Source organism: Myxococcales bacterium, from assembly GCA_016706225.1.
Taxonomy (GTDB): domain Bacteria; phylum Myxococcota_A; class Polyangia; order Polyangiales; family Polyangiaceae; genus JADJKB01.
Genome location: JADJKB010000010.1, coordinates 114220 through 136856, shown reverse-complemented (window position 1 = coordinate 136856; position 22637 = coordinate 114220). Strand labels below are relative to the sequence as shown.

General features: G+C 66.7%; 22 protein-coding genes and 1 tRNA gene. 11 read left to right on the top strand and 12 right to left on the bottom strand.

Annotation, left to right across the window (positions count from 1 at the left end; all coding sequences use genetic code 11):
• Positions 1-14: 14 nt before the first annotated feature.
• Positions 15-1262 (bottom strand): hypothetical protein, encoded by a 1248-nt coding sequence (locus IPI67_18515; GenBank protein MBK7582186.1) that lies wholly within the window; start codon positions 1260-1262, stop codon positions 15-17.
• Between the two features lie 84 nt (positions 1263-1346).
• The gene (locus IPI67_18510) at positions 1347-1871 is read right to left on the bottom strand and encodes a zf-TFIIB domain-containing protein (GenBank protein ID MBK7582185.1); all 525 of its coding nucleotides are present in this window, start codon (positions 1869-1871) and stop codon (positions 1347-1349) included.
• Between the two features lie 83 nt (positions 1872-1954).
• On the opposite strand from IPI67_18510, the gene IPI67_18505 reads away from it, so the two are divergent.
• From IPI67_18505 to IPI67_18495, 3 genes are read left to right on the top strand one after another with little or no spacing between them, the layout of a single operon-like run.
• Positions 1955-2356, top strand: coding sequence for a hypothetical protein (locus IPI67_18505; protein ID MBK7582184.1), 402 nt, complete (start codon positions 1955-1957; stop codon positions 2354-2356).
• Between the two features lie 18 nt (positions 2357-2374).
• Entirely contained in the window at positions 2375-3040 is a 666-nt protein-coding gene (locus tag IPI67_18500; GenBank protein ID MBK7582183.1) for a hypothetical protein, read from the top strand.
• Between the two features lie 9 nt (positions 3041-3049).
• The gene (locus IPI67_18495) at positions 3050-3529 is read left to right on the top strand and encodes a hypothetical protein (protein ID MBK7582182.1); all 480 of its coding nucleotides are present in this window, start codon (positions 3050-3052) and stop codon (positions 3527-3529) included.
• 12 nt (positions 3530-3541) lie between these two features.
• Here IPI67_18495 and IPI67_18490 read toward each other — a convergent pair whose 3' ends face one another.
• Positions 3542-4876, bottom strand: a complete 1335-nt coding sequence (locus IPI67_18490) for an L-lysine 6-transaminase (GenBank protein MBK7582181.1) — start codon at positions 4874-4876, stop codon at positions 3542-3544.
• A gap of 51 nt (positions 4877-4927) precedes the next feature.
• Between IPI67_18490 and IPI67_18485 the strand changes: the two genes are divergently transcribed.
• Positions 4928-5578, top strand: coding sequence for a hypothetical protein (locus IPI67_18485; GenBank protein ID MBK7582180.1), 651 nt, complete (start codon positions 4928-4930; stop codon positions 5576-5578).
• 10 nt (positions 5579-5588) lie between these two features.
• Here the strand turns inward: IPI67_18485 and IPI67_18480 are convergent, their stop codons facing one another.
• Both IPI67_18480 and IPI67_18475 read right to left on the bottom strand, forming a co-directional pair.
• Entirely contained in the window at positions 5589-7340 is a 1752-nt protein-coding gene (locus IPI67_18480; GenBank protein MBK7582179.1) for a hypothetical protein, read from the bottom strand.
• Positions 7341-8047: 707 nt separating this feature from the next.
• The gene (locus IPI67_18475; protein ID MBK7582178.1) at positions 8048-8584 is read right to left on the bottom strand and encodes a hypothetical protein; all 537 of its coding nucleotides are present in this window, start codon (positions 8582-8584) and stop codon (positions 8048-8050) included.
• Between the two features lie 66 nt (positions 8585-8650).
• On the opposite strand from IPI67_18475, the gene IPI67_18470 reads away from it, so the two are divergent.
• Together IPI67_18470 and IPI67_18465 are read left to right on the top strand one after the other, a co-directional pair.
• The gene (locus IPI67_18470) at positions 8651-9361 is read left to right on the top strand and encodes a hypothetical protein (GenBank protein ID MBK7582177.1); all 711 of its coding nucleotides are present in this window, start codon (positions 8651-8653) and stop codon (positions 9359-9361) included.
• On the top strand, positions 9358-10272 hold the full coding sequence (locus tag IPI67_18465; protein MBK7582176.1) for an isoaspartyl peptidase/L-asparaginase: 915 nt from the start codon (positions 9358-9360) through the stop codon (positions 10270-10272). The genes IPI67_18470 and IPI67_18465 overlap by 4 nt, the downstream gene beginning before the upstream one ends.
• A 1-nt stretch (position 10273) precedes the next feature.
• Here the strand turns inward: IPI67_18465 and IPI67_18460 are convergent, their stop codons facing one another.
• Positions 10274-10444, bottom strand: coding sequence for a hypothetical protein (locus IPI67_18460; GenBank protein MBK7582175.1), 171 nt, complete (start codon positions 10442-10444; stop codon positions 10274-10276).
• Positions 10445-10549: 105 nt separating this feature from the next.
• Here IPI67_18460 and IPI67_18455 point away from each other — a divergent pair, with 105 nt between their 5' ends.
• On the top strand, positions 10550-11398 hold the full coding sequence (locus tag IPI67_18455) for a serine/threonine protein kinase (GenBank protein ID MBK7582174.1): 849 nt from the start codon (positions 10550-10552) through the stop codon (positions 11396-11398).
• Positions 11399-11407: 9 nt separating this feature from the next.
• On the opposite strand, the gene IPI67_18450 is transcribed toward IPI67_18455, so the two are convergent.
• From IPI67_18450 to glgC, 3 genes are all read right to left on the bottom strand, one after another.
• Positions 11408-12325, bottom strand: a complete 918-nt coding sequence (locus tag IPI67_18450; GenBank protein ID MBK7582173.1) for a diguanylate cyclase — start codon at positions 12323-12325, stop codon at positions 11408-11410.
• Between the two features lie 70 nt (positions 12326-12395).
• Entirely contained in the window at positions 12396-13601 is a 1206-nt protein-coding gene (glgA, locus tag IPI67_18445) for a glycogen synthase (GenBank protein MBK7582172.1), read from the bottom strand.
• Positions 13602-13609: 8 nt separating this feature from the next.
• Positions 13610-14854 carry a glucose-1-phosphate adenylyltransferase gene (gene glgC, locus IPI67_18440; protein MBK7582171.1) on the bottom strand — a complete coding sequence of 415 codons (1245 nt, stop codon included), beginning with the start codon at positions 14852-14854 and terminating at the stop codon, positions 13610-13612.
• A gap of 203 nt (positions 14855-15057) precedes the next feature.
• Between glgC and IPI67_18435 the strand changes: the two genes are divergently transcribed.
• From IPI67_18435 to IPI67_18425, 3 genes are all read left to right on the top strand, one after another.
• Positions 15058-16308 carry a NupC/NupG family nucleoside CNT transporter gene (locus IPI67_18435; protein MBK7582170.1) on the top strand — a complete coding sequence of 417 codons (1251 nt, stop codon included), beginning with the start codon at positions 15058-15060 and terminating at the stop codon, positions 16306-16308.
• 106 nt (positions 16309-16414) lie between these two features.
• Positions 16415-18328, top strand: a complete 1914-nt coding sequence (locus IPI67_18430) for a chloride channel protein (protein MBK7582169.1) — start codon at positions 16415-16417, stop codon at positions 18326-18328.
• Between the two features lie 76 nt (positions 18329-18404).
• Positions 18405-19172, top strand: a complete 768-nt coding sequence (locus tag IPI67_18425) for a hypothetical protein (protein MBK7582168.1) — start codon at positions 18405-18407, stop codon at positions 19170-19172.
• A gap of 11 nt (positions 19173-19183) precedes the next feature.
• Here IPI67_18425 and IPI67_18420 read toward each other — a convergent pair.
• A tRNA-Pro gene (locus IPI67_18420) sits at positions 19184-19260 on the bottom strand.
• Positions 19261-19343: 83 nt separating this feature from the next.
• Between IPI67_18420 and IPI67_18415 the strand changes: the two genes are divergently transcribed.
• The gene (locus IPI67_18415; protein ID MBK7582167.1) at positions 19344-20198 is read left to right on the top strand and encodes a class I SAM-dependent methyltransferase; all 855 of its coding nucleotides are present in this window, start codon (positions 19344-19346) and stop codon (positions 20196-20198) included.
• 9 nt (positions 20199-20207) lie between these two features.
• Here the strand turns inward: IPI67_18415 and IPI67_18410 are convergent, their stop codons facing one another.
• Complete coding sequence (locus IPI67_18410; protein ID MBK7582166.1) at positions 20208-21296, bottom strand: hypothetical protein; 1089 nt, start codon at positions 21294-21296, stop codon at positions 20208-20210.
• Positions 21297-21355: 59 nt separating this feature from the next.
• Positions 21356-22594 (bottom strand): amidohydrolase family protein, encoded by a 1239-nt coding sequence (locus IPI67_18405; GenBank protein MBK7582165.1) that lies wholly within the window; start codon positions 22592-22594, stop codon positions 21356-21358.
• Positions 22595-22637: the final 43 nt, after the last annotated feature.

Here is a 22637-nt window from a genome sequence, read left to right as displayed (position 1 = left end):
TTCGCCTCGTCGGCTCACTTCGGAATGTTGAGCGTGGCGCAGCCGAAGACGACGTTGATCTTGCTGCCCTGGCCGGCGCCCGTGACCTTGCTGCAGCTGGCCGGGCAGAGTTTGATCGTGGTCGGAGTTTTGTTGTCGTTGTAGTACCAGCCGCCGAGTGTGCCGTCGCAGGCCCCGGCGTCGTTGACGTGATAGATGGTCTCCGGGAGCCCTGACGCCTGGTCGACGAACTCCACGTTCACCTTGTTGGGGTCGAGGGTCTTGCCCGGCTCGGGCGGCGGAATGGTCCACTCACAGGCGAGGGGTTTCGCACCGGCGATGATCTTCTTGGCCAGCTCGTCGAACACCTTCTGGAAGGTCTGCGCGCAGGCTTGAACCTGTCCCGGTGGGCAGTTGCAGATGTCGCCGTGCACGCCACCCGTGGTGTTGACGATCTGCTTCCAGGCCTGGCCGATGTTGGCGGCGTTCGAGCACTGGGTGAACGAGTAGATGCTCGACATCTTCCACATGCGGCCGCCGGAGCCGTCGGACATCATGGGGTCGAGGTTGGTGAAATCCGAGATGAACCCGGTCGGGTTGTTGTCGTACTTGCCGGCGTCGCCCGAGCTGTTCGGGTCGTTCTTGGAGTCGTCGTCCGTGACGACCACGACGTACTTGAAGACGCCGGGGCGCAGCATGAATTTGTAATCGGGGAAGAACTGCACGAGGCGCAGCGCGGCATCGACGCTCTCGATGACGGCCGACGGGTGGTGCCAGAAGTTCGGCAGCTTGGTGTCGGAGCCCGCAGGGGGGCACTGCCCGGAGCCGAGCGGTCCGGGTACGCAGATCCCCGGCAAGATCAGGAACGGGTACGCCGCGAGCATCACCACGTGCACGTCGATGCCCGTCGCCGAGATCTGCTGACTGAAGGCGTTGAGGTTGGCTTGAACGGCGGCGGTCTCTTCGATCATGCTGCCGGAGGTGTCGACCGCCCAGATGATGTCCGCGGGCTCGTAGGTCTGTTTGGCTTCGTCGGTGTAGGTTGAGCAGCCGGAGTCTCCGATGTCGCCGCCGCTGCCGCCGAGCCCCGAGTCCAGGTTGATGTTGCCCCCGACGCCCGACGTGCCGCCGACACTGATGCCCCCGCCCCCACCGGCGCCGCCACCGCTCACGCCCGACGTTCCGCCGCCGTTGTCGGCGCCGCCCGAGCCGCCCCCTGCGGAGCATGCCGCCATCAGTGCCAGGCCGGAAAAAACCCCGCCCGTTCGCCGCAAGCCCGCCATGCAGAAACTCCTCGCTCCCCAGATGCTGTCCCATACGCGCGGTCGTGTCACGGCCTCTTGCGTTGGCGGGTTCGACTTGTGCAGCTAGTCGCTGAGCACCCCGATCACCCCGAAGACCACTCCAAGCCCGAGCTCGAGCGCGTCCCAGCTCGAGTCGTCCCCCGAATCGTCGCTCGCGCTAGCCGTGGCGACCGGGTTCGCCGCGCCGGCGGTCGCCGCAGGGGCGCCCCGCCCGTAGGCTTGGGCGATGGCCGTCGATTGCGCGATGCGCTGGAGCTCGTGTCGGTCGAACCAGGTGCCGTGGTTGCCGCACGTGTCGACCTCGACCCCCGCGCTCTGGACCGTCCAGCGGGTCAACGGGGCGCGGCACTCGGGGCAGACGATGGCCCGGGCGGGGTCCACCGGCGCGGTAGCCTGACCTGCGCCGGCTTCCAGCAACGTGTAGGTCGCCCCATCTAGGGCCTGGGTCAGGCGGGCTGCGGTCGCCCCGTCGAGCCACACGCCGCCGCAGCTCCGGCAGCCGTGCAGCGCGGCCGCGCCGCTGTGCGCCGCGCTGAGGGCAAGGCCGCAGCGCGGGCAAACCAGGTTCTGGGCAGTGCTCGGCAGCATGTTGCAAGCAGGTTACCTCATGCTCCTGCCCGCTTGTCTCCAGAGTTTGACGGGCTCCGAGGAGCGTGGTGTCGTGTCCCGGCATGGATCTCAACGATCTGCTCACCGGGCTCCTCTCGGAGCTGAACAAGGTCTCGAAGAGCGACGCCGTCGTGGGCAAGGTCCGCGACGCGGGCAAGGCCAAGGTCGTGCCGCTCAGCAAGATCAGCATCGCGTTCGGTGCTGGCATGGCCGGCGCGGGCGGCAAGAAGGACGCGGACGAGAAGCCCAGTGACGCGGGCATCGAGGGCGGCGGTGCCGGTGGCGCGCTGGTGGTGGAGCCGAAGGCCTTCGTGGTCGTTGGTGAGGATGGCGTGCCCCACATGCTCGCCCTCAACAAAGGCAAACATGCCGTGCTGCGCAAGGGCCTCGAGATCTTGCCGGAGGCCACCAAACAGCTCGCTGCGGCCGCTGCACCGAAGCTCGGCGACGGCAAGAAGAAGTAGCGGCGCGGCGGTGCCGGCTTGAGCACCTGGGTCTACGTTGCGCTCGGGCTCCTGCTGCTCGGGGTGGGGTTGTTCTTCCTGCCCCTGCGTGTGCGCTTCAGCCTACAGGGTCGAGGCGAGCCGAACGGTTTCTGGGCGCTCGCGGGCGGCGCGCAGCTCGGTCCGGTGGCAACCAGCGGCGTCATGGCCCAGGGAGTCGAGGCGCAGCTCAGCGTGCATGTCTTCGGCAAACGCCTGTGGGGCAAGAAGCTGGCGGAGCTCGCGAGCCCACGCGCCGAGGACAACGTGACCGACGACCGAGAAGCCGAAGCGACCGGCGCGCTCGAGCGCGCCCGAGCGCGTTATGCCCACCTCGAGCGCTGGCTCGACCCCGTGGATCTGTTCTTGTTCGTCACCCGCGAGCGACGCCGGGTCGAGCTGGGGCCGACGCAGCTCGACCTGGAGTACGGATTTCGGGACATCACGCTCACCGGCAAGCTGCTGGGCGCAATTTACGCCTTTGCGCCGCTGCTGCCGGACGCGATCGTGATCCGTCAATACCCCTCCTGGGAGAGCGTGGATCGGGGCTCCGTGGCGGGATCCGGCTCGGTCCGGCTGTGGCCCGGGCTGCTCTTCGTTGACGCGGCCTGGTACTTGATACGAAATGTGAAAATCCGCCAGCCGAGAGCTGGCAAAGGAGCCTAGGGTCGGCACATGAGCGACGAGATCACCAAGATCGTGAACAGCCTGCTCGACGGCGTGCATGGCATCTCGAAGAGTGAGACCATCATCGGCGAGCCGCAGCAGGCGGGCGACGCGGTGGTGATCCCCGTTCATCGCCTGAAGGTCGCGTTCGGCGCGGGCTCTGCCAAGGCCGGCGCGCACCGCGGCAAGTCCGGCGCTGATACCGGCACCCAAGGGGCGGGCGGCGCCGTGGAGCTCGATCCGGTGGCGGCCATCGCCATCGGCAAGGATGGCCACGCGCACTTGCTCACGGTCGACGCCGACGCGGGCAGCCTGTGGGCGAACCTGATCGGTGAGGTGCCGGACCTCGTGGGCAAGCTGGCGCACACGATCTCGAGCCGGATGAACTGGGAGCTGGCCCACCGTGGCGTGAAGGGCGAGCTGCCGAACGGCGAGGCGGCAGAGCCTGCGGAAGAGCCCGCGGCCCAGCTGCCGAAAAAAGCCGAGTGAGCGCGCTGATGCTCAGGCGAGCGCTTCGCTGATCGCCTGTCCCAGCCGCCGCACACCCTCTTCGATGGCGTCGGCCGTGACGGTGAGCGTCGGCCGGAAGCGGACCGAGCGACTGCCACATTTCAGGACGATCATCTTGTCCTCGAAACAACGCTGCACGACCTTGTTGCGCAGCTCGGTCGTCGGCAGATCGATGGCACACATCAAGCCGCGCCCGCGGGCGTTGGTCACGACGCCCGGGTGAGCCTCCTGGATCGCCGTGAGGCCAGCCAAGAGCTCCGCGCCTCGCACTCTGGCGTTGTCCAGCAGGTTCTCGTTCACGATCACCTCGAGGATGTGGGTGACCCGCACCATGTCCGTCAGGCTCGCGCCGAACGTGCTGTTGATGCGGCTCGGCACCTGGAACACGTTGTCCGGCACCTCGTCGATGCGCGGCCCGACGAAGATGCCGCCGACCTGCATCTTCTTCGCAAAACACAGGATATCCGGCACGACCCCGAAGTGGGAGAACGCCCACCACTTGCCGGTGAGACCCATGCCCGTCTGCACCTCGTCGAAGATCAAGAGCGCCTCGCGCTCGTTGGCGATGCGCCGCAGCTGGTGCAGGAACTCCGCGCGGAAGTGGTGGTCGCCGCCCTCGGCCTGGATCGGCTCGATCAAGATGGCGGCGATGTCGTCCGGGTTGTCGTCGAACGCCCGCTCGATCTCGGCGATGGAGCGCGCCTCGGCCTGTTTGACCCGCTCGAGGTTCTCGCCTTCGAGGGGGAAGGTGATGCCAGGTGCGGACACCCGCGGCCAGGGGAACTTCGGGAACAGATCGGTCTTCACCGGATCGGTGTTGGTGACCGACAGGGTGTAGCCGCTGCGTCCGTGGAACGCCCCCTCGAAGTGCAGGATCTGTGAGCCCTTGTCGCCCTGCTTGCCGGCCGCGCGGTTCTTCTTCACCTTCCAGTCGAAGGCGGCCTTCATGGCGTTTTCGACCGCCAGTGCTCCGCCGTCGACGAAGAAGTAGTGGGGCAGCTCCGGTGGTGCAGCCGTGCGCGCCAGCGTGTCGACGAACTCGGCCATGAACTTGGTGTAGTAGTCGGCGTTCGAGACCTTCTGCACCGCCACCTTGGCCAGCCGCTCGGTCACGTCCGGATCGAGCATGCTCGAGTGGTTCATGCCGATGGGGTTCGAGGCGAAGAAGCTGAAAAAGTCCAGGTACAAGGTGCCCGTGATGTGATCGCGGATCCAGCTCTCTTGGCTGTTCACGAGGTCGATCACGATGGGGTAACCGTCGACGAGCATGTGACGGCGCAGTGTGTCGTGGACTTCGGTGGCGGGGATTTCTGAGCGGCGAAACATGACGACGTTCCCCTCGTTACGGCGGGGGCCGGGGGTGTATAGTGCTCCACCATGCCAGACAAGAAGGCGATGGTCGGAGCGGCCGGAGCTTACATCAAACGTCATCCCGAGGAACTGCTTCGGGCTGTGAAAAACGCTGCGGGCCTCCGCTTTGGTGTGCCGATTGACGCGCTCCGCTGGCTCGCAGGGCAGGTGAAGGGGCGCAAGGCCCCGAAGGACGTCAACGTCGAGGCGGTGCCCCCGGGGATCCGCGCGAGCGCCATCGTGGAGCTCGCCGGAACCAGCGTGCGGGCGGCCGCCACCGTCTTCATCGAGCGGGTGTGCCTCGACTCCGACGAGCTGCGCTTCGAGCTACGCCTGAAGGACGTGAAGCTCGAGCTCACCGATCCAAGCGCGGAGACCCCGGTGGCGACACTCCTGAAGAGCGGCGCGCTGGATCTGAGCAAACCCGGCAACCTGGCGGCCTTCATGCCCAAACGGCCGGCCATGCTGGTGGACGCTCACGACGACATCATCGTGCTCGACGTGATGAAACACCCGAAGTTCGTCGACAACCCCAGGGCGCAGCGCCTGGTGGACGCGATCACCGCCTTCATCACGGTCAAGGGCATCGAGACCGATCGCGAGCACCTCGACGTGCTGCTCTCGGCATTCCCCCGTGGCATGGCCGGCGCGCTCGCCGCGGTGCGCCCGGCCATCTGAGGGTCGCGCCCTACTCCGCCGGCAGCGGCGGTGGCTCACTCTTGTCGCTGCCGCTCTTCGGCTCGGGTTTGCCCGCCCACCAGGCCTTCAGCCGCTCCAGGCTGAACGGCCGCGAATAACCCCAGAGCAAGACCAGGCTGAAGATGCCGAATAGCCAGGCTTGCGCGGTGAACTTGTCGTCGACCCAGTAATAACTGAGCAGCAGGATCTGACTCGCGCCGCTGGCCACCAGCACCACCGGTCCGAGCGGGCGCCGCGCCTTGGCCAGCGCCGCGCACAGAATGAACATCGAGTAGTAGTAACAAGTCAGGTTCGTCATGGCCATGACGAGGGGAGCCGCGAGCGCCTGAGCGATCCACAGTGACTTCGTGCGGCGCAGTGCCCAGGCGGTCCAGAGGAAGAGCAGCCCGATGATCCCCATGTGGACCCACTTGAGCTGTTTGTGCCGATCGACGCGCCCTTGCTTCCAGCCCTGGAACGGATCGTCCAGGTTGTCGTCACGGGTGAAGCGCATGCGCCCCTTCCAGTCGTGCACCAGCATGGTCTCGAGCCCCATGTGATTGGTGAGCGGCGTGTTGTTGTGCGTCTTGAGGGTGTGCGAGACGAACTCCTTGTAAGAGTCGCCCCCCGCCACCACGACACTCGCGGGAATGAGCGTGGCGGACGCGATGATGCAGCCCGCGAGCAGGCGGCGGTGGTCCGCATGGAACAGCCCGAGCAAGCCGCCGTCGTTGCCACGCCCGGCGCGGCGGGCGCGCAGCTCGTGGAGAATGTGGAACACGATGATGATCGCCCAGCCGGCGAAGAAGATCATCGGGAACACCCGGAGCAGCGCCGACCAGGTCAGGGCAAAACCGGCCAGGAAGAAGCGGCGTTTTCGCGCCAAGGCGAGGCTCGCCACCAGCAGGAAGAACCAGTCCTGTCTGAGGAACGCGCCGCCGGTCCAGTAGAAGTTTGCCGGGGCGTTACAGCCCCAGAAGACCGTGGCGATAGCGCCGATTCGCCAGCCAAACGCCCAGTAGAGCAGCAGCACCACCCCGAGGTGGAACACGACGTCGATGGACGACAGGATCTTGAAGAACCCATCGCCCGCCACACCGAAGCTGGAGAAGAACTTCCCGCTCATGGTCCAGACCGGCGGCGGATTGTAGCCGTGGTCCTTCATCATGTTTTCCCAGTAGGAACCCCGGGCCGTCGACCAGAACCAGTTGACGTCCTTCTTGAAGGCCTCCCACTTGTCCGGCGTGAAGTGCTGCTTGCACTGCGACGGATCGGTGACGACGAAGGTGTCGTTCACCTGTTTGATCAGGTTCACGCGCAGATCGCGGATCTCGCGTTTGCGCACCTCGGCGCCCCGCCCGAGCTCGATCTCGGCGATGGCCGAGCACTCGTAGAGCCTCGTATAGCTGAGCTCCTGCGAGTACTTCGAGCCGAGGTAGTAGTGGAAGAACTCGTGCCGGTGGTAGTACTCGGGGTAACGGGTGTTGGGGTTGAAGAAGTCGAAGTACGCGCCGAACGAGAGCACCGTGAGTGCGATGGCGATGCGCTTGCGGGTGCGCAGCGGCACTGACTCGCCGAGCCGGCGAGCCCGCACCTCGTAGATCACGAGCAGCGCACCACCGAGCGTGAGCCCGATCCGCAGCCCGTTCATCAGGCGTGACCAGGTGTCGTTGGCGAAGATGGGGCTGTCCCAGAAGAAGCCCGCTGCGCCCAAGAGCGCCGCAATCGGCGCGACCACCAAAGCAGCTACAGAAGTCAGCACGGGCGGCAGGCTAGACGAAGGGGGGCCGTCCACGAACCGTCTTTTTGTCGGGTTCCGACAAAACCGCCGCAAACGAGCGCCCGGCCCGCCCGTGCCTCGAGCTCGCCCCGGGCAGCCCCAAAGAAAAAACGGCCGGGAGCGGAGTTTCCGCACCCGGCCGCTACGCCCATGACCCGGCATCCCGCCGAACTGGGCCCAAGGAGGGGGCCTAGGTCCTCGAGACCTCCAGGGTCAGGGTCCGTTGGTTTTTCATGCGATCCACCTCCTCCGGCTATGCCGGACGTCTCGGGGGTCAGGGCGTCCACAAGAGCCACGACCGAACTACGGACGACTGCGATTGCTGCCCTGCCGTGCGAGACGTTTTCGATACGGGAGGCCCCGAAAGGCCTCAGTCTGGTGTGCTGTGGGAGTGAACTCTCCCACCGGATAATCCCGGGACGAGCGTCCGTGCATCACGTGATGCAATGAGGGCTAGCATGCTGGGCGCACGTGGGCCAACTCTCTGGCCCCATCCGGGACAAAGCCGGTTATTTTGCGAGGTTCTGCGGCGCCTAGAACACCGATCAGCTTGCGCTGCGCGTGTTCTAGGACCTTTCCGTTGGGGCTGCGCCCCAAACCCCCGGCCTTCGGCCGTGCGCGCTCCGCGCGCGAGCGCCGAACACCTTGCAAGTCGCTGAAAACAAACGACGTTCAACCTGTTCGGCGCTCTAGCTCAGTCCGGCTTGCGACTGGCCGTCATGGCGTAGGTCATCTCGCAGGGCAGGGTGTGGAAACCACCTTCGACGGCCATGAGGGGTGTGCAGTCGGAGCCCGCCAAAGGCTGGAACCCATAGCGGAGTGTGCCCTCGAAGCTCTCGACCGGGGGCAGAGCTCGAAAGCCTGCCGCTGCCGGTGTCGATCCGGGAAATCGCGCAACCCGGTTGCCCCTTGCCGGCGGCGATCGCGTTCACGACCACGTGGCTGTCGAAGCCAAACGAGACCCCGTCCGCCGCGAGATCCCCGGCGATGGCCTCGGCACCGTTGAGCCAGTAGAGGTCGTGCCCCTCCTGGGAGAGCTTCACCTGAAATTGCCACAGGTCCTTCGAGCCGAGGGCGCCGGGGCCACAGGTCGAGGTCTGGAGGGTCGAGACGACGGCATAGGTCCCCAGCTCGTCTCCCGGGATCTTGGGATCCTTGCCGCCGGAGCAGCCGAGCCCGCCGAACATCAGCGCGGCCAGGGCCAGGGCGACCCACGCTTGACTCACGACTCTTGTCATCATCGTCCCCGGGGCTAGCGGCTAAGACGGCGATCGGGCAACTATCCGGCAGCGATGCACGCTTACGACCGGATGCTCGCCCGACGCTGTGTTGTGCTCGGGCTCGTGCTCTCGGTCCTCGTGTCCTTGGTGGCGATCGCGACCGACGAAGCGGCAAGTACTCTGGGCACGCGCTCCGCCCGCATGGCGGTGCTCCTGCCGGCCATCGCGGTGATCGCACAGCAGCTGGTGCTCGCCCAGTGTCGCGCACGCGGCGAGCTCTTGTCCCTCGCCGCGCTGGGTGCGTCTCCGCTCTCCCAGACACGAGGTGTGCTTGCCGCGGGCCTGTTGATCGGAGCCCTGGCGATCGTGGGTGTGGCAGCGCCGTGGTCCGACGTCGGCGCGTTGTTTCCGGTCGTGCAGGGCAGCCAGAGTTTTGCGAGTGTGGACGGCGCGCTGAGAGATCTGCCGAGCGGAGCCAGCGTCTCCCCCGACGGTCGCATCGCGTTCGTCGAGGCTGTCGTCCCCGAGGGGGGAGGCCCGGTGCGGCCGGGGCGAGGCGCAGCCGCCCGGTTGGTTGCGCCCCTCGCGCTGGCCGCACCCGTCTGGGGCGTCGTGCCGATCGGAAGCTTCGCCCGGGGTCTCGCAGCGCTTCTTGCGCTCGCGCTCTCGGTGGTGCTCTTGCACGTCGTTGCCACACTCGGTGTGTCGGCGTGGAGCCTGGTGCTCGCGGCCGCGCCCCTCGGACTGCAGACGGCCTGGTCGCTAGCCAGGAGATCGGCATGAGCATGACCGCTGCATGGGGTTGTGCCGGGGGCGAGCTCTCGGTGTTGGTCCACGGTGGCGCCGGCGACGTTCCGCAGTCGCGCATCGAGCGCCACGTCGCGGGCTGCCGCGCCGCTGCCGAGGCCGGTCGAGCCCTGCTGCTCGCCGGCGGAAGCGCCCTCGACGCCGTGGAGCGCGCCGTGCAAGTACTCGAGGACGATCCCGTCTTCAACGCCGGAACGGGCGCGTGTTTGTGCGCAGACGGCCGCCTCGAGCTCGATGCCTGCATCATGGACGGCTCGGATCTCGCGGCCGGCGCGGTGTGTGTATTGCCGCCGTTCAAGAACCCCATCGCGATCGCGCGCGCGGTGCTCGCGGATGGCACTCACGTGCTCTACGCGGCGGAAGGCGCTCGGAGCTTCGCGCTCGCCGCCGGTTTCTCACCCGCCGAGGCCGCCAGCATGATCACCGACAGCGCACGGGAGAAGCTGGCCGAAGCGCTGGCTTCGGGCACCGTCAGCGGATGGGCAGGCAACACCGTGGGGGCGGTCGCGCGGGACCGGGCGGGACACGTTGCGGCGGCGACCAGCACTGGCGGCATGGTGGGCAAGCGTCCCGGTCGGGTCGGCGACAGCCCCATCGTCGGCGCCGGGACCTACGCGGACGACCGCGGTGGGGCTGCGAGTGCGACGGGACACGGGGAGGGGATCCTGCGCGTGGCGATGTGCTCGGCGGCGGTCTGGGCCCTTCGCCAAGGCGAGGCTCCAAGACACGTCGCGGAGAACGCCATCGTCGAGCTTTCCACCCGCGTGGGCTCGACGGGCGGCCTGATCCTGATCGGGCGAGACGGCCGTCTGGGCTTTGCGCGATCGACGCGCACCATGACCTGGGCCGCCGCCTGGGACGGGGAGGGGGGCGAGAGCGGCGCCTGACTCAGTCGGCGGGCTGCGGCTCGTCCGGCTTTGCTTCTTTTGCGCGCTTGCGCTCCAGCGCCTGCTCCAAGCCGATGCGGAGGCGCTTGCGGAGGGTGAGGCGCTTCTTCTTCAGCGGTGTGCTCAGCCACACATGGCGCTTGCGGACGTTCCAAAGTGCACGGTTGGACATAACAGGAGGGCGGGCTATTAGCGAAGATTGGGCGCTGAGGCAAGCGACGTCGTAAAACTAGGTAATTTCGTGACGCAGTTCATGAGTGGCTCGCTGGCCTTCCCGATGACCGGAGGGGTCGTCCGTTCGCCCCGGGGCTTCAATTATCTGATCGGTAACCTGATCGGGGATGGCTCCTTTGGTGCCGTGTTCGAGTGTGTGGGGCCGTTCGATCAGCAGTTTGCGCTCAAGGTGTTCCAGCCGGCCAACCGCGCCTACGCCGACGTGCGCGAGGAGTGGATGCGTGAGGCGGAGCGCCTGTATCGGCTGCGCCACCCGAACATCGTGTACGTCTTCGACTTCTTCGAGGCCGGTGGGCTCTTCTATCTGGTTCTCGAGCGCTGTGACCACGCCCTCGAGGACATGATTGGCACACCCTTCACGGACCGACTGGTAGTGGAGATGATGCGGCAGCTGCTGTTTGCCGTGCAGTACCTGGCTGACAACGAGCTCGTGCACAACGATCTGCACGCCGGCAACATCCTGGTCGTGCAGGGTGAGAAGCTGACTTGCAAGATCAGCGATCTCGGCATCGCTCAAGAAATGTACGGGCAGCACGCGGTGCGCCCGACGGTCGTGCATCACCGCATCATGGCGCCCGAGGTGCTGGCCAGCGGTTACACGACCAAACAGAGTGACCTGTACCAGCTCGGCATGTTGATGTTTGCGATGCACACCGGAGAGTATCCGATCGAATTTTCCGCGGGTTACGACGAGGTCATGCACCAGATCAAAGAGGGGGCGCCGCGGGCTCGAGCAGCGGCGCTGGGCACGCCGATTGGGCAGATCACCAGCGTCATGCTGCGGCGGCACGAACAGTACCGCTACACCTCGCCGGGTCAGGTCTGGGAGGACCTGCGGCGCCTCGACGTGTGGAGCGACGAACGCGGGCCGCGCAGTCGCCCCGGTGACTGATAGCCCCGGTCAGCCCTCGGCGACGACCCGGTTGCGACCGCCGTGTTTGGCGGCGTAGAGCCGCCGATCGGCGATGGCGACCAGCGCGGTCGTGGAAGGATCGGGGCAATCGGCCAGGGTCGAGCAGCCGACGCTCATCGTCACCACGAAGGTCTTGTCCTCGAACTTCACCGGCGTGGCGGCGACGATGGAGCGCATGCGGTCACCGACCTTGCGCGAGCCCTCGAGGTCGATGCCGCGCAAGATGACCGCGAACTCTTCGCCGCCGTAGCGGGCAAAAACGTCCTCGGTACGCAGCCCTCCGCTGACCCGCTCCGACACGTAGATGAGCGCGGCGTCGCCGGCGGGGTGCCCATAGGTGTCGTTGATCTTCTTGAAGTGGTCGAGGTCGAACATCACGAGCGACACCACGGTGTTGTGGCGGCGAGCGTAGGCCACCTCGACCTTGAGCCGCTCCTCGAAGTGCTCACGGTTGTAACAGCCCGTCAGCGAGTCGCGCACCGACGCCTCGTAGAGCTTGTTGAGCATGCGCTCTTGGCTCGCGTCCGTGTACGTGTAGCGGAACATCACCGTCGGGCCGAGCTGGAACACGTCGCCGTCCTTCAGCGGGTGGCGGTCGATCTTGGTGCCGCGGAGGAACGTGCCGTTGGCGCTGCCCAGGTCTTCCAGCACGTAGCGCTCACCATCGCGCACGACGCGGGCGTGTTTGCGGCTGACGCCGTCGTCGGTGAGCACGATGGTGGACTGGGTGTGGCGGCCCAGGGAGAACTCCTGAGAGTCGAGCGGAAAGACCTGGCCGACGTTGGCGCTGTCCATGCGCACCAGGATGTGTCGATCGGGCTTGGCGGGCAGTGAAGAACGCTTCAGGTCGCCGAGGTGGACGACCGCCGTCCGCTCGTCCTCCGACGGCTCATCGAACAGGTCCATGGAATCTTCGTCGGCCTGGGACAAGTCAAGGAATGATGCCCGGAACCGGCGGTCCCGTCGAGGGGGATGCTCAGCGCTCGGTCAGCGAGAAATAGAGCTCGGCGGTGCGTTTCGCGACCTCGGTCCAGCTGAACTCCGCGAGGGCGCGCCTGCGGCCAGCGCTACCCATCGTGCGGGCGCGCTCGGTGCCCGCGACGAGCGCATTGACCTTGACCGCCAGCGCGCGTGCGAAAGCTTCGGGGTCCTTCGGACCGGCCGAGGACCCAGGGGCGGCCTCGAAGGGGACCAAGAACCCGGTCTCGCCGTCCACGACGATCTCCGGGATACCCCCGACCGCCGACGCAACGACCGGCACACCACAGGCCATGGCTTCGACGTTCACGATGCCAAACGGCTCGTAGACACTCGGACACACGAACACCCGGGCGTGAGACAAGATCTGGATCACCTCCTGGCGAGCCAACTTCTGCTCGATCCAGATCACAGGTTCGTCCCGTGCTTCGAGCTCTGCCACGAGCCCCTTCACCTCGGCCGCGATCTCCGGCGTGTCCGGCTCCCCGGCGCACAGCACCAGCGTGGTGCCCGGTTCGAAGTGGCGAGCCGCGCGCAGCAGATGCACGACGCCCTTCTGCCTCGTCACCCGACCGACGAACACGGCGTAGGGCTGGGCGGGGTCGATACCAAAACGCGCGAGCACGTCGGTTCCGGTCGTGGGTTGGTATTCGTTCGGGTCGATGCCGTTGTAGATGACGTGCACACGCTCCGGTTGCACTGCCGGGTAGCCGGCGAGGATGTCCGCCTTCATGCCGTTCGACACGGCGATCACCGCATCGGCCGCCTCGATCGCCGTGCGCTCGATGAAACACGACAGCCGATACCCCCCGCCGAGCTGCTCCTCTTTCCAGGGCCGGAGCGGCTCGAGGCTGTGGGAGGTCATCACGTGGGGGATGGAGTAGAGCAGCTTGGCGAGGTGCCCCGCGAAATTCGCGTACCAGGTGTGGCTGTGCACGAGCTGCGCGCCTTCGAGGGCGCGGGCCACGGCAAGATCGGTCGAGAGGGTGCGTAGGGCCGCCATGTGCGGCTCGGGGCCAGCGAGGGCGTTCCACGCGCTGTAGGCCTCGACGGAGGCTGCGTGACGCGCGCCGCCGAAACAGTGAACCTTCAAGTCCAGGAGCTTCCGCAGCTCCCGCGCCAGGTATTCGACGTGCACTCCGGCGCCGCCGTAGACCTCCGGCGGGTATTCTCGCGTGACGAGCGCGGCCCGGAGTGGGGACAAGTTCACCGTCAGCCCCGGCCCAACACGTTGTCGCCCTTGCCCACGACCACGATGCCGTTGTCGCTGATGGTGAAACCCCGCGCTCGATCCTCCTCGACGTCCACGCCGATCCGCGCACCGGGCGGAACCTCGACGTTTTTGTCCAGGATCGCTCGGCGTACGATGGCGCCGGCGCCGATCTTGACCTCGTGCATCAGCACACTGTCGGAGATCTCCGAACCGGGTTCGACGCGCACCCCTGGCGACAGAATGCTGCGGTGCACGGAGCCGCCGGCGATGATGGTGCCGGCGCTGACCATGCTGTCGATGGCCATGCCGCGGCGACCGTCCTGATCGAACACGAACTTCGCCGGGGGCAGCGAGCCGTACCAGGTGTGGATGGGCCAGTCTTCGTTGTACAGGTTGAAGATCGGGTGGACGCTGATCAGATCGAGGTGTGCGTCGTAATAGCTGTCGAGGGTCCCGACGTCGCGCCAGTAACCTCGGTCGCGGTCGGTGGATCCAGGCACCTTGTTCGTCGCAAAATCGTAGACCGCGGCTTCGCCGCGCTCGACCAGCATGGTGATGATGTCGCCGCCCATGTCGTGGTTGCTCTCGGCGTTCTTGGCGTCCTCGATCACGGCCGCCTCCAGGGTGCGGCGCGAGAACACGTAGTTGCCCATCGAGGCGTAGATCTGGTCCGGCGCGTCGGGCAGCCCCTCGGCGTCCGACGGCTTCTCGCGAAAGCGCTTGATGCGACCGTTTGCGTCCGGCTCGATCACTCCGAAGCGGTCGGCCTCGTTACGCGGGACGCGGATCCCCGCGACGGTGACGCCGGCGCCGGATTCCACGTGCGCCTCGACCATCTGCCCGGCGTCCATGCGGTAGATGTGGTCGGCGCCGAACACACAGATGTAGTCTGGGAGCTCGTCGCGGATCAGGTTCATGTTCTGAAAAATGGCGTCGGCGGAGCCCTCGAACCAGCGCTTCGAGATGCGCATCTGCGCCGGAACGCTCATCACGAAGTTGCCGAACAACGGCGACATGCGCCAGGTCTGGGCGATGTGGCGGTCGAGGCTGTGGCTCTTGTATTGGGTGAGGACCGCGATGCGCAGGTAGCCGGCGTTGACCAGGTTCGAGAGCGCAAAATCAACGAGTCGATAGGTCGCGCCGAAGGGCACGGCGGGCTTGGCGCGATCGCGGGTGAGGGGAGCGAGGCGCCGGCCTTCTCCTCCCGCCAGTACGAGGCCGAGTACGTGGGGACGCTTCTCCATTTTCGGTTCCTGGCTAAAAATGCCGGTCTTGTCCGCGGTTGTCGAGTGAACGGATGGCCCGGAAATTGTCTCAGCCAGCGCGACCCGGGGCCAAGTCGCTGCCAGCAAGCGATCAGCGGGAGTCGCTCCTTGCGCACAGATTGCGTCCCATTCGCGCTCGCCGCTTGAGTCCGGGCAAAACCCCGGATAGTCCCGCCGCCCCCATGCAAGAGCGGCTGATCAGTGCCTTCGGGATCCTGGTGATGATGGCCCTCGCATTCGCCCTTTGTCCCGGGGACCGGCGCCGCCAGGTCAGTATCCGGACCGTTGGCTGGGGTCTGGTGCTGCTGATCGGTTTTGCGTTCTTGGTGCTCCGGACGCCGGTCAACAAGGGATTTGCCTGGGCCAACGACGCGGTCGAGGGGTTGCTCGGCTTCAGTCGCAAGGGCGCCGAGTTCGTGTTCGGCAGCCTGGTGTCGGATCCGAAGAGCTTCGGTTTCATCTTCGCGTTCCAGGTGCTGCCGACCATCCTGTTCTTTTCGTCGCTGATGGCGGTGCTCTACCACCTGCGCGTGATGCCGCTGGTGATCCGCAAGACCGCACATCTCTTGGCTCGGTTCCTCGGCACGAGTGGGGCCGAGACGTTCTCCACCGTGGCCGACGTGTTCGTGGGGCAGACCGAGGCCCCCTTGGTGATCCGCCCTTACATCGCGCGCCTGACGCAGTCGGAGCTGATGGCCTGCATGGTGGCCGGCTTCGCCACGACCGCGGGCGGAGTGCTGGCGGCGTACGTGGCCATGCTGAACAGCTTCGTCCCCGGCATCGCGGGGCACCTGATCGCCTGCAGCGTGATGAGCGCGCCGGCCTCGCTGGTCGTGTCCAAGCTCATGCTGCCGGAGACCGAGACGCCGGAGACCTTGGATCACGCCCCGAAGGAGCTGCCCAGCGAGAACGTCAACGTGCTCGACGCGATCGCCTCGGGAGCCACCGACGGTATCAAGCTCGCGGTCAACGTGGGCGCGATGCTGATCGTGTTCCTGGCCTTCACGGCCATGGTAAATGCCTTCCTGGGCTGGCTCGGCCTTCATGCGTTGGGGCGTCCGCTGTCGCTGGAGCAGCTGCTCGGCTGGCTGTTTTCGCCGCTGGCGTGGGTGATGGGGGTGCCGAGCGCAGACGTGACCAAGGTCGGCAGCCTGCTCGGTCAAAAAACCGTCCTGAACGAGTTCGTCGCTTACACGAACATGTCGACCGCCTTGAAGAGCGATCCGGCGTGGCTGAGTGAGCGCGGCCGGCTGATCGCCTCCTACGCCCTGTGTGGCTTCGCCAACTTCGGCAGCATCGGTATCCAGATTGGCGGCTACAGCGGGCTCGCCCCCGAACGCCGCCACGACCTGTCGCGGCTGGCCCTGCGCGCGATGATCGGCGGCCTCTTGACCACCTGCATGGTGGCCTGTGTGGCCGGCGTGCTGCTGTGACACCAGATGGCCGCGTGCCCCATGCCTGACCTCCGATCTTCTGAGCTCAAACGATCGGGCCGAGATCGGCCCTTGACACCGCTTGCGCGGTGCTACGGTGCGCGGCGTGGAAGCTGACGAACCTCCGGGACCCCAGACCGACACCGCTGCCGAGAGCACCGCCCGGCCGGAGTTCCAGAGCCGCGTTGTCGGCCTGTGGGGGCGGCTGCGCCGGCTGCTTCGGCTGCGGCGACTGTATTTCTTGCGCGCGGAGCTGAAGTTCACGCCGACCGAGGCCCAGCGTCTGGTGGTGCTAACGGCGGTGATCGGGGTCGTGTGTGGGCTCGCCGCCGTCGCGTTTCACATGACGATTCAGGTTTTCTCTCGCTATCTCATCGATGTCGCGCTGGCCGGCCGCGGACACTCCTGGATCGCGTGGACCATCGTCATCCCGGTAGTCGGCTCGCTGGTGTGCGGAGCGCTGCTCTACTGGGTGGTGCCGAACGCCCGCGGCAGCGGCATCCCGCAGGTCAAGGCGGCCTTCGCCGTGCAAGGGGGGCGCCTGCGCATGCGGGACGCGGTGGGTAAGTTCGCCATCAGCGCGCTGCAGATCGGCTCCGGATCGTCGCTCGGGCGCGAGGGGCCCACTGTGCTCATCTGCGCGAGCGTCGCCAGCACCCTCGGACGCCTGACTGGAGTCTCTCCGAAGAGCCTGCGCCGCCTGATCCCGGTGGGGGCAGCCGCGGGCATCGCGGCGGCGTTCAACGCGCCGATCGCGGCCGTGACCTTCACCATCGAGGAGGTCGTGGGCAATCTCGACCAGGCCGTGCTCTCGGGCGTCATCATTGCCGCGGCGCTCGCCGCGGTCATCGAGCGCAGTGTGCTCGGTGAGCACCCGGTTTTTCACGTGCCGCAGAACTACGGTCTGCACCACGCCTCGTCGCTGCTCATCTACGCCATCATCGGCGTCGCGGCGGCGGGTGTGTCGCTGCTCTTCACGGAGTCACTCTTGGGCCTGCGGGCGCGGTTCCGGCGTTCGCGCATTCCGGCGTGGGCGCAGCCGGGCGTCGGCGGCCTGGTGACGGGCGTCCTCGCGGCGGCGACCTTCGGCACGCTCGGGGTCTCCGGTGTCACCGGCGGTGGGTACTCGGTGCTCGGGCAAGCGCTGACCGGTCAGCTCGCCGTCAAGGCCATGCTCGTGCTGTGTGTGATGAAGATCGTGGCCACGGTCTCCTCGTATGCAAGCGGCGGAGCGGGCGGCATCTTCGCGCCGTCGTTGTTCATCGGTGGGACCTTGGGCGGTGCGCTGGGTTCGCTCGATCACCTGCTGCTCGGGCACACCGAGCCCATCGGCGCGTTTGCGTTGGTGGGCATGGGCGCGGTGTTCTCGGGGGTCATCCGTGCGCCGATGACCTCGGTCTTGATCATCGTGGAGATGACCGGGGGTTACTCCCTGATCCTGCCGCTGATGCTCGCCAACATGACCGCGTACATTCTCGCGCGCCGGGTGCGGCCGACGCCGATCTACGAAGCCCTGCTGGAACAAGATGGCACGCGGCTGCGCGACCGGGTGGTGATGGACTCGCTGGAGGGCATGACCGTCGGGCAGATAGCGCGACAAGACGGCGCGTTTTGCAGCTTTGTTCCCGTGATGCCTGCCGCGAAAGTGCTCGAACTGCTGGCTGGCTCGCCGGCGCAGCAGGTGTACGCGGTGCTGGACGCATCGGGTGGAGTGGTGGGGGTCATCACCCGGGACGAGATCGACATTCTGCGTGCGGAGCCGGCGCTCTTGCCGCTGACCAACGTCGCCGATTTCATGCGGCCGCCGGCCACGGTCCGGGTGGACGACGATCTTCGTATCGCGCTCGACACGATGGTCGCGAATGCCGTGGCCGAGCTGGTCGTGACGGACGCCGCGGGGCAGTTCGTCGGACTGATCAACGAGGCGGCGATCGCAAAAGCTCATCTCCACGGTCAGGGCGTCGAGCCCAAGCCCGCGGCGGTCGCAGCGGTGGGAGCCAACGGGGCGACCCACACCTGAGCGTCGGCGAAGCGGAGGACGCGCGCTACTTGGGTTCCAGTAGTCCCCGGAAGGCGAACTGAGCTATGGGTGCCGCATGATGAACAAGCGGTGGGCGGTTCTCGGCATCGTCTTCACGACGGTTGGCTGTTCGTCGGACGATTCAGGCGGGGCGAAGAAGTCCACGCTGCCACTGGACGGCATGATCCACAGCTGGGTCATCGATCAGGACAAGAAATCGGTTCCCGGGGTGGAGATCTGCGTCGAAGCGGCTCCGGACATCCCGTGCGTCACCACGGACGCGAACGGCATCGGGGATCTCCCGGTGCCCAAGAACCAGGCGCTCGTCGTGACCTACAGCAAGCTCGACTTCATCACGAAGCGGCGACAACTCTTCAGCGACGAATACAGGAGCGGGGGTCTGGGAGTCTGGGTCTTGCAGACGAAGACTTGGTATACCCAGCTCGCCCAGGCTCTGCTTGCCCCCCAGGACTTCGACTACACGGACAAGGGCTTGGTCGGCCTCTCGGTCGGCACCGGACCGGCCGAGGAGTTCATCCTCAACACCGATCATTCGGGCACGACCTTCGATCTTTCGCCGATCGCTGGCGCCAAGGATCCTGGCATCGTCGAAGAGAAGTTCCAGGTAGCCGGGGACCTCACGGTGGTTGGATGCGTGGCGGGTTGCACGGACGGCGTGGTGGGCTACGCCGACGTCCCCCCGGGAAGGTACCGAGCGGTCTTCAACACGCCGAACAAGACCTGCACGGTGAAGGCGTTTGCCTGTGCGGACGCCACACCCGCTTGCGTCGAGCTCGAGGTCGTGGCGGGGACGAACACCTACGCCACCATGAGCTGTGAGTGATCGCGGAAGAGTGGTCGGGGTGAGTGGATTTGAACCACCAACAGCCGGCACCCAAAGCCGGCCCTCTACCAGGTTGAGGTACACCCCGGAGGCCGCGGACCATAACATCGGCGCGTCGGCCTGCAAGCGGGTCGACGTGCCTCGGCCTTGCCGATTAGACTCCGGCCGGCCATGACTGAACGCAGCGCGAGTCGGACGGCACTCATGGTTGCGGCGTATCGCGCCCGGGCCAGCGCGCGGCCGGAGCCGCTGATCCAAGATCCTTGGGCCGGAGCTCTGGCCGGCGCCGAGGGGGAGGAAATTGCGCTGGGCGTGGACCGCTTCCTCGTCGACCGGGAGCTGTGGATCGCCGTCCGCACTGCCTGGCTCGACGACCAGGTGCGCCGCTTCACGCGGGCACCCAACGCCTTCCGCCAGGTCGTCGTGCTCGGCGCAGGCTTCGATACGCGCGCCGCGCGGCTGGCCACGCCGGGGGTCCGCTTCTTCGAGGTCGACCACCCGGCCAGCCAGCAGGAAAAACTCACGCGCCTGGCCCGGCTCGACGCTTACCCCCGAGACGCCGCCACCTACGTCGAGTGCGATTTCGAACATCATGACTTCCTCGAGCGCCTCACCGCGGCGGGTTTCGACAGCAGCGCGCCCGCCCTCGTGACCTGGGAGGGCGTGACGATGTACCTGAACGAGAGCGCCATCCGCCACACCCTCCGACGCATCGCCAGCGGCTGTGAGCCGCACACGGTCCTCTGCTTCGATCACCTGATGAAGAAGATCGTCGATGCGAGCCGCAAACACGAGCTCGAGCACGCGGCCCGCTCCTACGTCGAGGATCTGGGCGAGCGATTCGTCTTCGGCACCAACGATCCGCTGCCCATGCTCTACGAAGAGGGATTTCGCCACGTGCACGGCGTCTCGTTCGACGAGCTCGCGCTCAGCTACACGGGCACCTACCAGCGAAACCGCGAGTTCCGCTTTCAGCGCCTGGTCCTCGCCAGCGTGACGCGGCCCGCGGACGGTCGCCTGGACTGAGCCGCCGGCTCAGCCGTTGAGCTCGCGGCGCACGATCTCGGCGCCCGCCACCAAGCTGCGAAGTTTCTCCCGGGCCGACGTCCGCGGTAGCTGTTTCAGTCCACAGTCGGTCGTCAGCGTCACCCGCTCCGGCGGCACGACGGCGAGCACCTTGCGGATGCGCTCGGCCACTTGCTCGGGCGCCTCGATCTCGAGCGAGCGCACGTCGATCACCCCGGCCGCCACGGACTTGTCCTTCGGCAGCTGTTTCAGGACGTCGATGTCCACCATCTCACGGCAGGCAAAGTCGAGCACGAACTCGTCGACGTCGACGTCCAGGTAGTGCGGCAAGACGGCGGCGTACCCGCCGCGGGTCATGCCCACCATTCGATTGCCCCAGGCGTTGCCCAGGCAAAAATGCCACGATTTGCGGGCCTTCACCCCGGAGAGGGTGCGGTTCACGATGCCCTTCACCCACGCGAAATCCTTGTCACCGCTCAAGCTCGGGATCCAGGCACCGAGATCTTCGAGCTGCACGTGTTCACAGCCCGCCGCCGTGAGCTCGCGGAGCTCCTCGACGAACACGTCGGCGAGGGCTTCGGACAGCGCGTAGCGATCTTTGACCGGGCCCGAGACGAAGTGCGCGAGGGTCGAGAGCTGCACCGGACCGGCGCCCACGCAGGCCTTGATCGGACGCTGGCTGTGTCGCTGCGCCTGACTGTACAGCGCGGCCAGACGGATGGGCCCACGGGTGATGGGCCCGACGACCTCGACACCGCCGGCTTCGTCGAGCGCCCACTCGTCTCGCCCCGTGGCCTTGGCCCGCGCCGGGTGCGCGACCTTGGCCGAACCAAATCCGCCCGTGCGCTCGAGCCAGTACCAGAGAAACGACCCGATCCCCATGTCGTAGTCGTCGAACCACATCTGGCCGTCGCTCAGGAGATCCAGGCCGGCGCGCTCTTGGTCGCGGATGACCGCCTGCACCGCGTCGTCGAAGGCTTCTTTGTGACGTGCGTCCTTGAACGCCTCGAAGAGGTCGCGGCCGGCGAGCTGGTGATGAAACCAAGCGGGGCGCGGGTACGAGCCGACCATCGTGGTCGGCAGGAGCGGCAGGGTCATGGCTCCGAGGCTACACGACGCGCCGGGCGTCGGGCACCGAGCAGCGGGCCCCGGCGCTTTCAGCTCTTCTTTCGCTCGAAGAACGCGGCGGTCTCGAACACCTTCGGGGGAAAGGTGTAGGTCCGGTCGTTGTACTCGTGGCTGACCCGGCGTTTCACCACGAAGTCGAACAGCAGCGGGTTGTGCGCGTAGATCTCGTTGAGTGGTTCGCGGTCTTCCGCGCGCAAGAACCCCTCCTTCACCAGCATGCGTGTGCTGATCAGCGGGTCGATGGCGGGCAGGGGATAGTCCGACCCGTTCAGGAGCCGTGCGTGTTTGCCCTGGTCTTTCAGGAGCTCCCGCAGCGGCCCGGGCAGGCGATGAAACTGCGTGATCGCGGAGATGTCGGCGAACAGAAGCTTTTCGTATTTGGACTCCGAGAACAGGCGCATGAAGGCGTCGAAGGACTGCAGCTTCTGTCGCTCCGCGGCGTCGAGATCCTCCACGATGCCGAGGCTCGCAGCGTGCGCAACCACGACCCGCACGCCGGCCTGGAGCGCGCGGCGCAGTCGTAGCGGGTTCCCGAGCTCCTGAGCGTCGGGCGAATGCACGGCCAGCTCCTGCCCCGCGTGACTGATCAGGGGCATGTCGAGCTCGGCCAGGCGCTTGTAGAATGCGTCGCACTGGGAGCTCGCCGGATCCATGCCCATGGCGTTGGGCAACCATTTGATCGCGACCGCGCCGGCGGCCTCAGCCTGATTCAAGCGCTCGATGGCGTCCGGGCGATACGGGTGAATCGAGGCGCAGGCCACGATTTCCGGGTTCTTTTCGGCGAGTCGGAACACGTACTCGTTGGGTACGAAGAACTCGGTCGCCGACGGTCGTTCGTCGCCGGCGTCGGTCACGAAGTAATCGAAGGCAAACGCCACCAGTCGGCCCTGGGGGTTCGACAAATGGTGCAGGGCCAACAGCCGCTCCACGTACTGGGCGTCGGCCCTGGCCATGTCGCTGATGCCAGCGGCCTCCCGGAAGACGTCGAACTTGAAGTTGCGCCAGGGTGAGGTGAGGCGGCGGGAATCGGGGTTCACCCAGCATCCGCTGCCGCCGGTCCCGATGCCGGTGATGTGCACGTGGGCGTCCCAGATGCGGGTTCGGTCGAGCCCGTCGTAGGCCTCCTCGACCATCGCCCGAGCGCGACCGGTGACGGGGCGCGGCGCGCCGGGACCGAGGGCCTTGGGCACTCCGAGCCGGGCGCCGATCAGGCCGCCGAGCCCGAAGCAGGCTGAAAGTCCCAAGATGCCACGCCGGCTCAACGCCATCGCGCGAATCCTACTCGCAAGGACCGAGGGCGGGGCGGACTTC

Excerpts from the sequence above, each read along its gene's own strand:
- IPI67_18415 (MBK7582167.1), top strand. The coding sequence starts at position 19,344 with ATGACTGAACGCAGCGCGAGTCGGACGGCACTCATGGTTGCGGCGTAT.
- IPI67_18450 (MBK7582173.1), bottom strand. The coding sequence starts at position 12,325 with ATGGACCTGTTCGATGAGCCGTCGGAGGACGAGCGGACGGCGGTCGTC.
- IPI67_18485 (MBK7582180.1), top strand. The coding sequence starts at position 4,928 with ATGCCAGACAAGAAGGCGATGGTCGGAGCGGCCGGAGCTTACATCAAA.
- IPI67_18495 (MBK7582182.1), top strand. The coding sequence starts at position 3,050 with ATGAGCGACGAGATCACCAAGATCGTGAACAGCCTGCTCGACGGCGTG.
- IPI67_18425 (MBK7582168.1), top strand. The coding sequence starts at position 18,405 with ATGATGAACAAGCGGTGGGCGGTTCTCGGCATCGTCTTCACGACGGTT.
- IPI67_18405 (MBK7582165.1), bottom strand. The coding sequence starts at position 22,594 with ATGGCGTTGAGCCGGCGTGGCATCTTGGGACTTTCAGCCTGCTTCGGG.
- IPI67_18510 (MBK7582185.1), bottom strand. The coding sequence starts at position 1,871 with ATGCTGCCGAGCACTGCCCAGAACCTGGTTTGCCCGCGCTGCGGCCTT.
- IPI67_18465 (MBK7582176.1), top strand. The coding sequence starts at position 9,358 with ATGAGCATGACCGCTGCATGGGGTTGTGCCGGGGGCGAGCTCTCGGTG.
- IPI67_18505 (MBK7582184.1), top strand. The coding sequence starts at position 1,955 with ATGGATCTCAACGATCTGCTCACCGGGCTCCTCTCGGAGCTGAACAAG.
- IPI67_18490 (MBK7582181.1), bottom strand. The coding sequence starts at position 4,876 with ATGTTTCGCCGCTCAGAAATCCCCGCCACCGAAGTCCACGACACACTG.
- IPI67_18410 (MBK7582166.1), bottom strand. The coding sequence starts at position 21,296 with ATGACCCTGCCGCTCCTGCCGACCACGATGGTCGGCTCGTACCCGCGC.
- IPI67_18470 (MBK7582177.1), top strand. The coding sequence starts at position 8,651 with ATGCACGCTTACGACCGGATGCTCGCCCGACGCTGTGTTGTGCTCGGG.
- IPI67_18435 (MBK7582170.1), top strand. The coding sequence starts at position 15,058 with ATGCAAGAGCGGCTGATCAGTGCCTTCGGGATCCTGGTGATGATGGCC.
- IPI67_18460 (MBK7582175.1), bottom strand. The coding sequence starts at position 10,444 with ATGTCCAACCGTGCACTTTGGAACGTCCGCAAGCGCCATGTGTGGCTG.
- glgC (MBK7582171.1), bottom strand. The coding sequence starts at position 14,854 with ATGGAGAAGCGTCCCCACGTACTCGGCCTCGTACTGGCGGGAGGAGAA.
- IPI67_18455 (MBK7582174.1), top strand. The coding sequence starts at position 10,550 with ATGACCGGAGGGGTCGTCCGTTCGCCCCGGGGCTTCAATTATCTGATC.
- IPI67_18515 (MBK7582186.1), bottom strand. The coding sequence starts at position 1,262 with ATGGCGGGCTTGCGGCGAACGGGCGGGGTTTTTTCCGGCCTGGCACTG.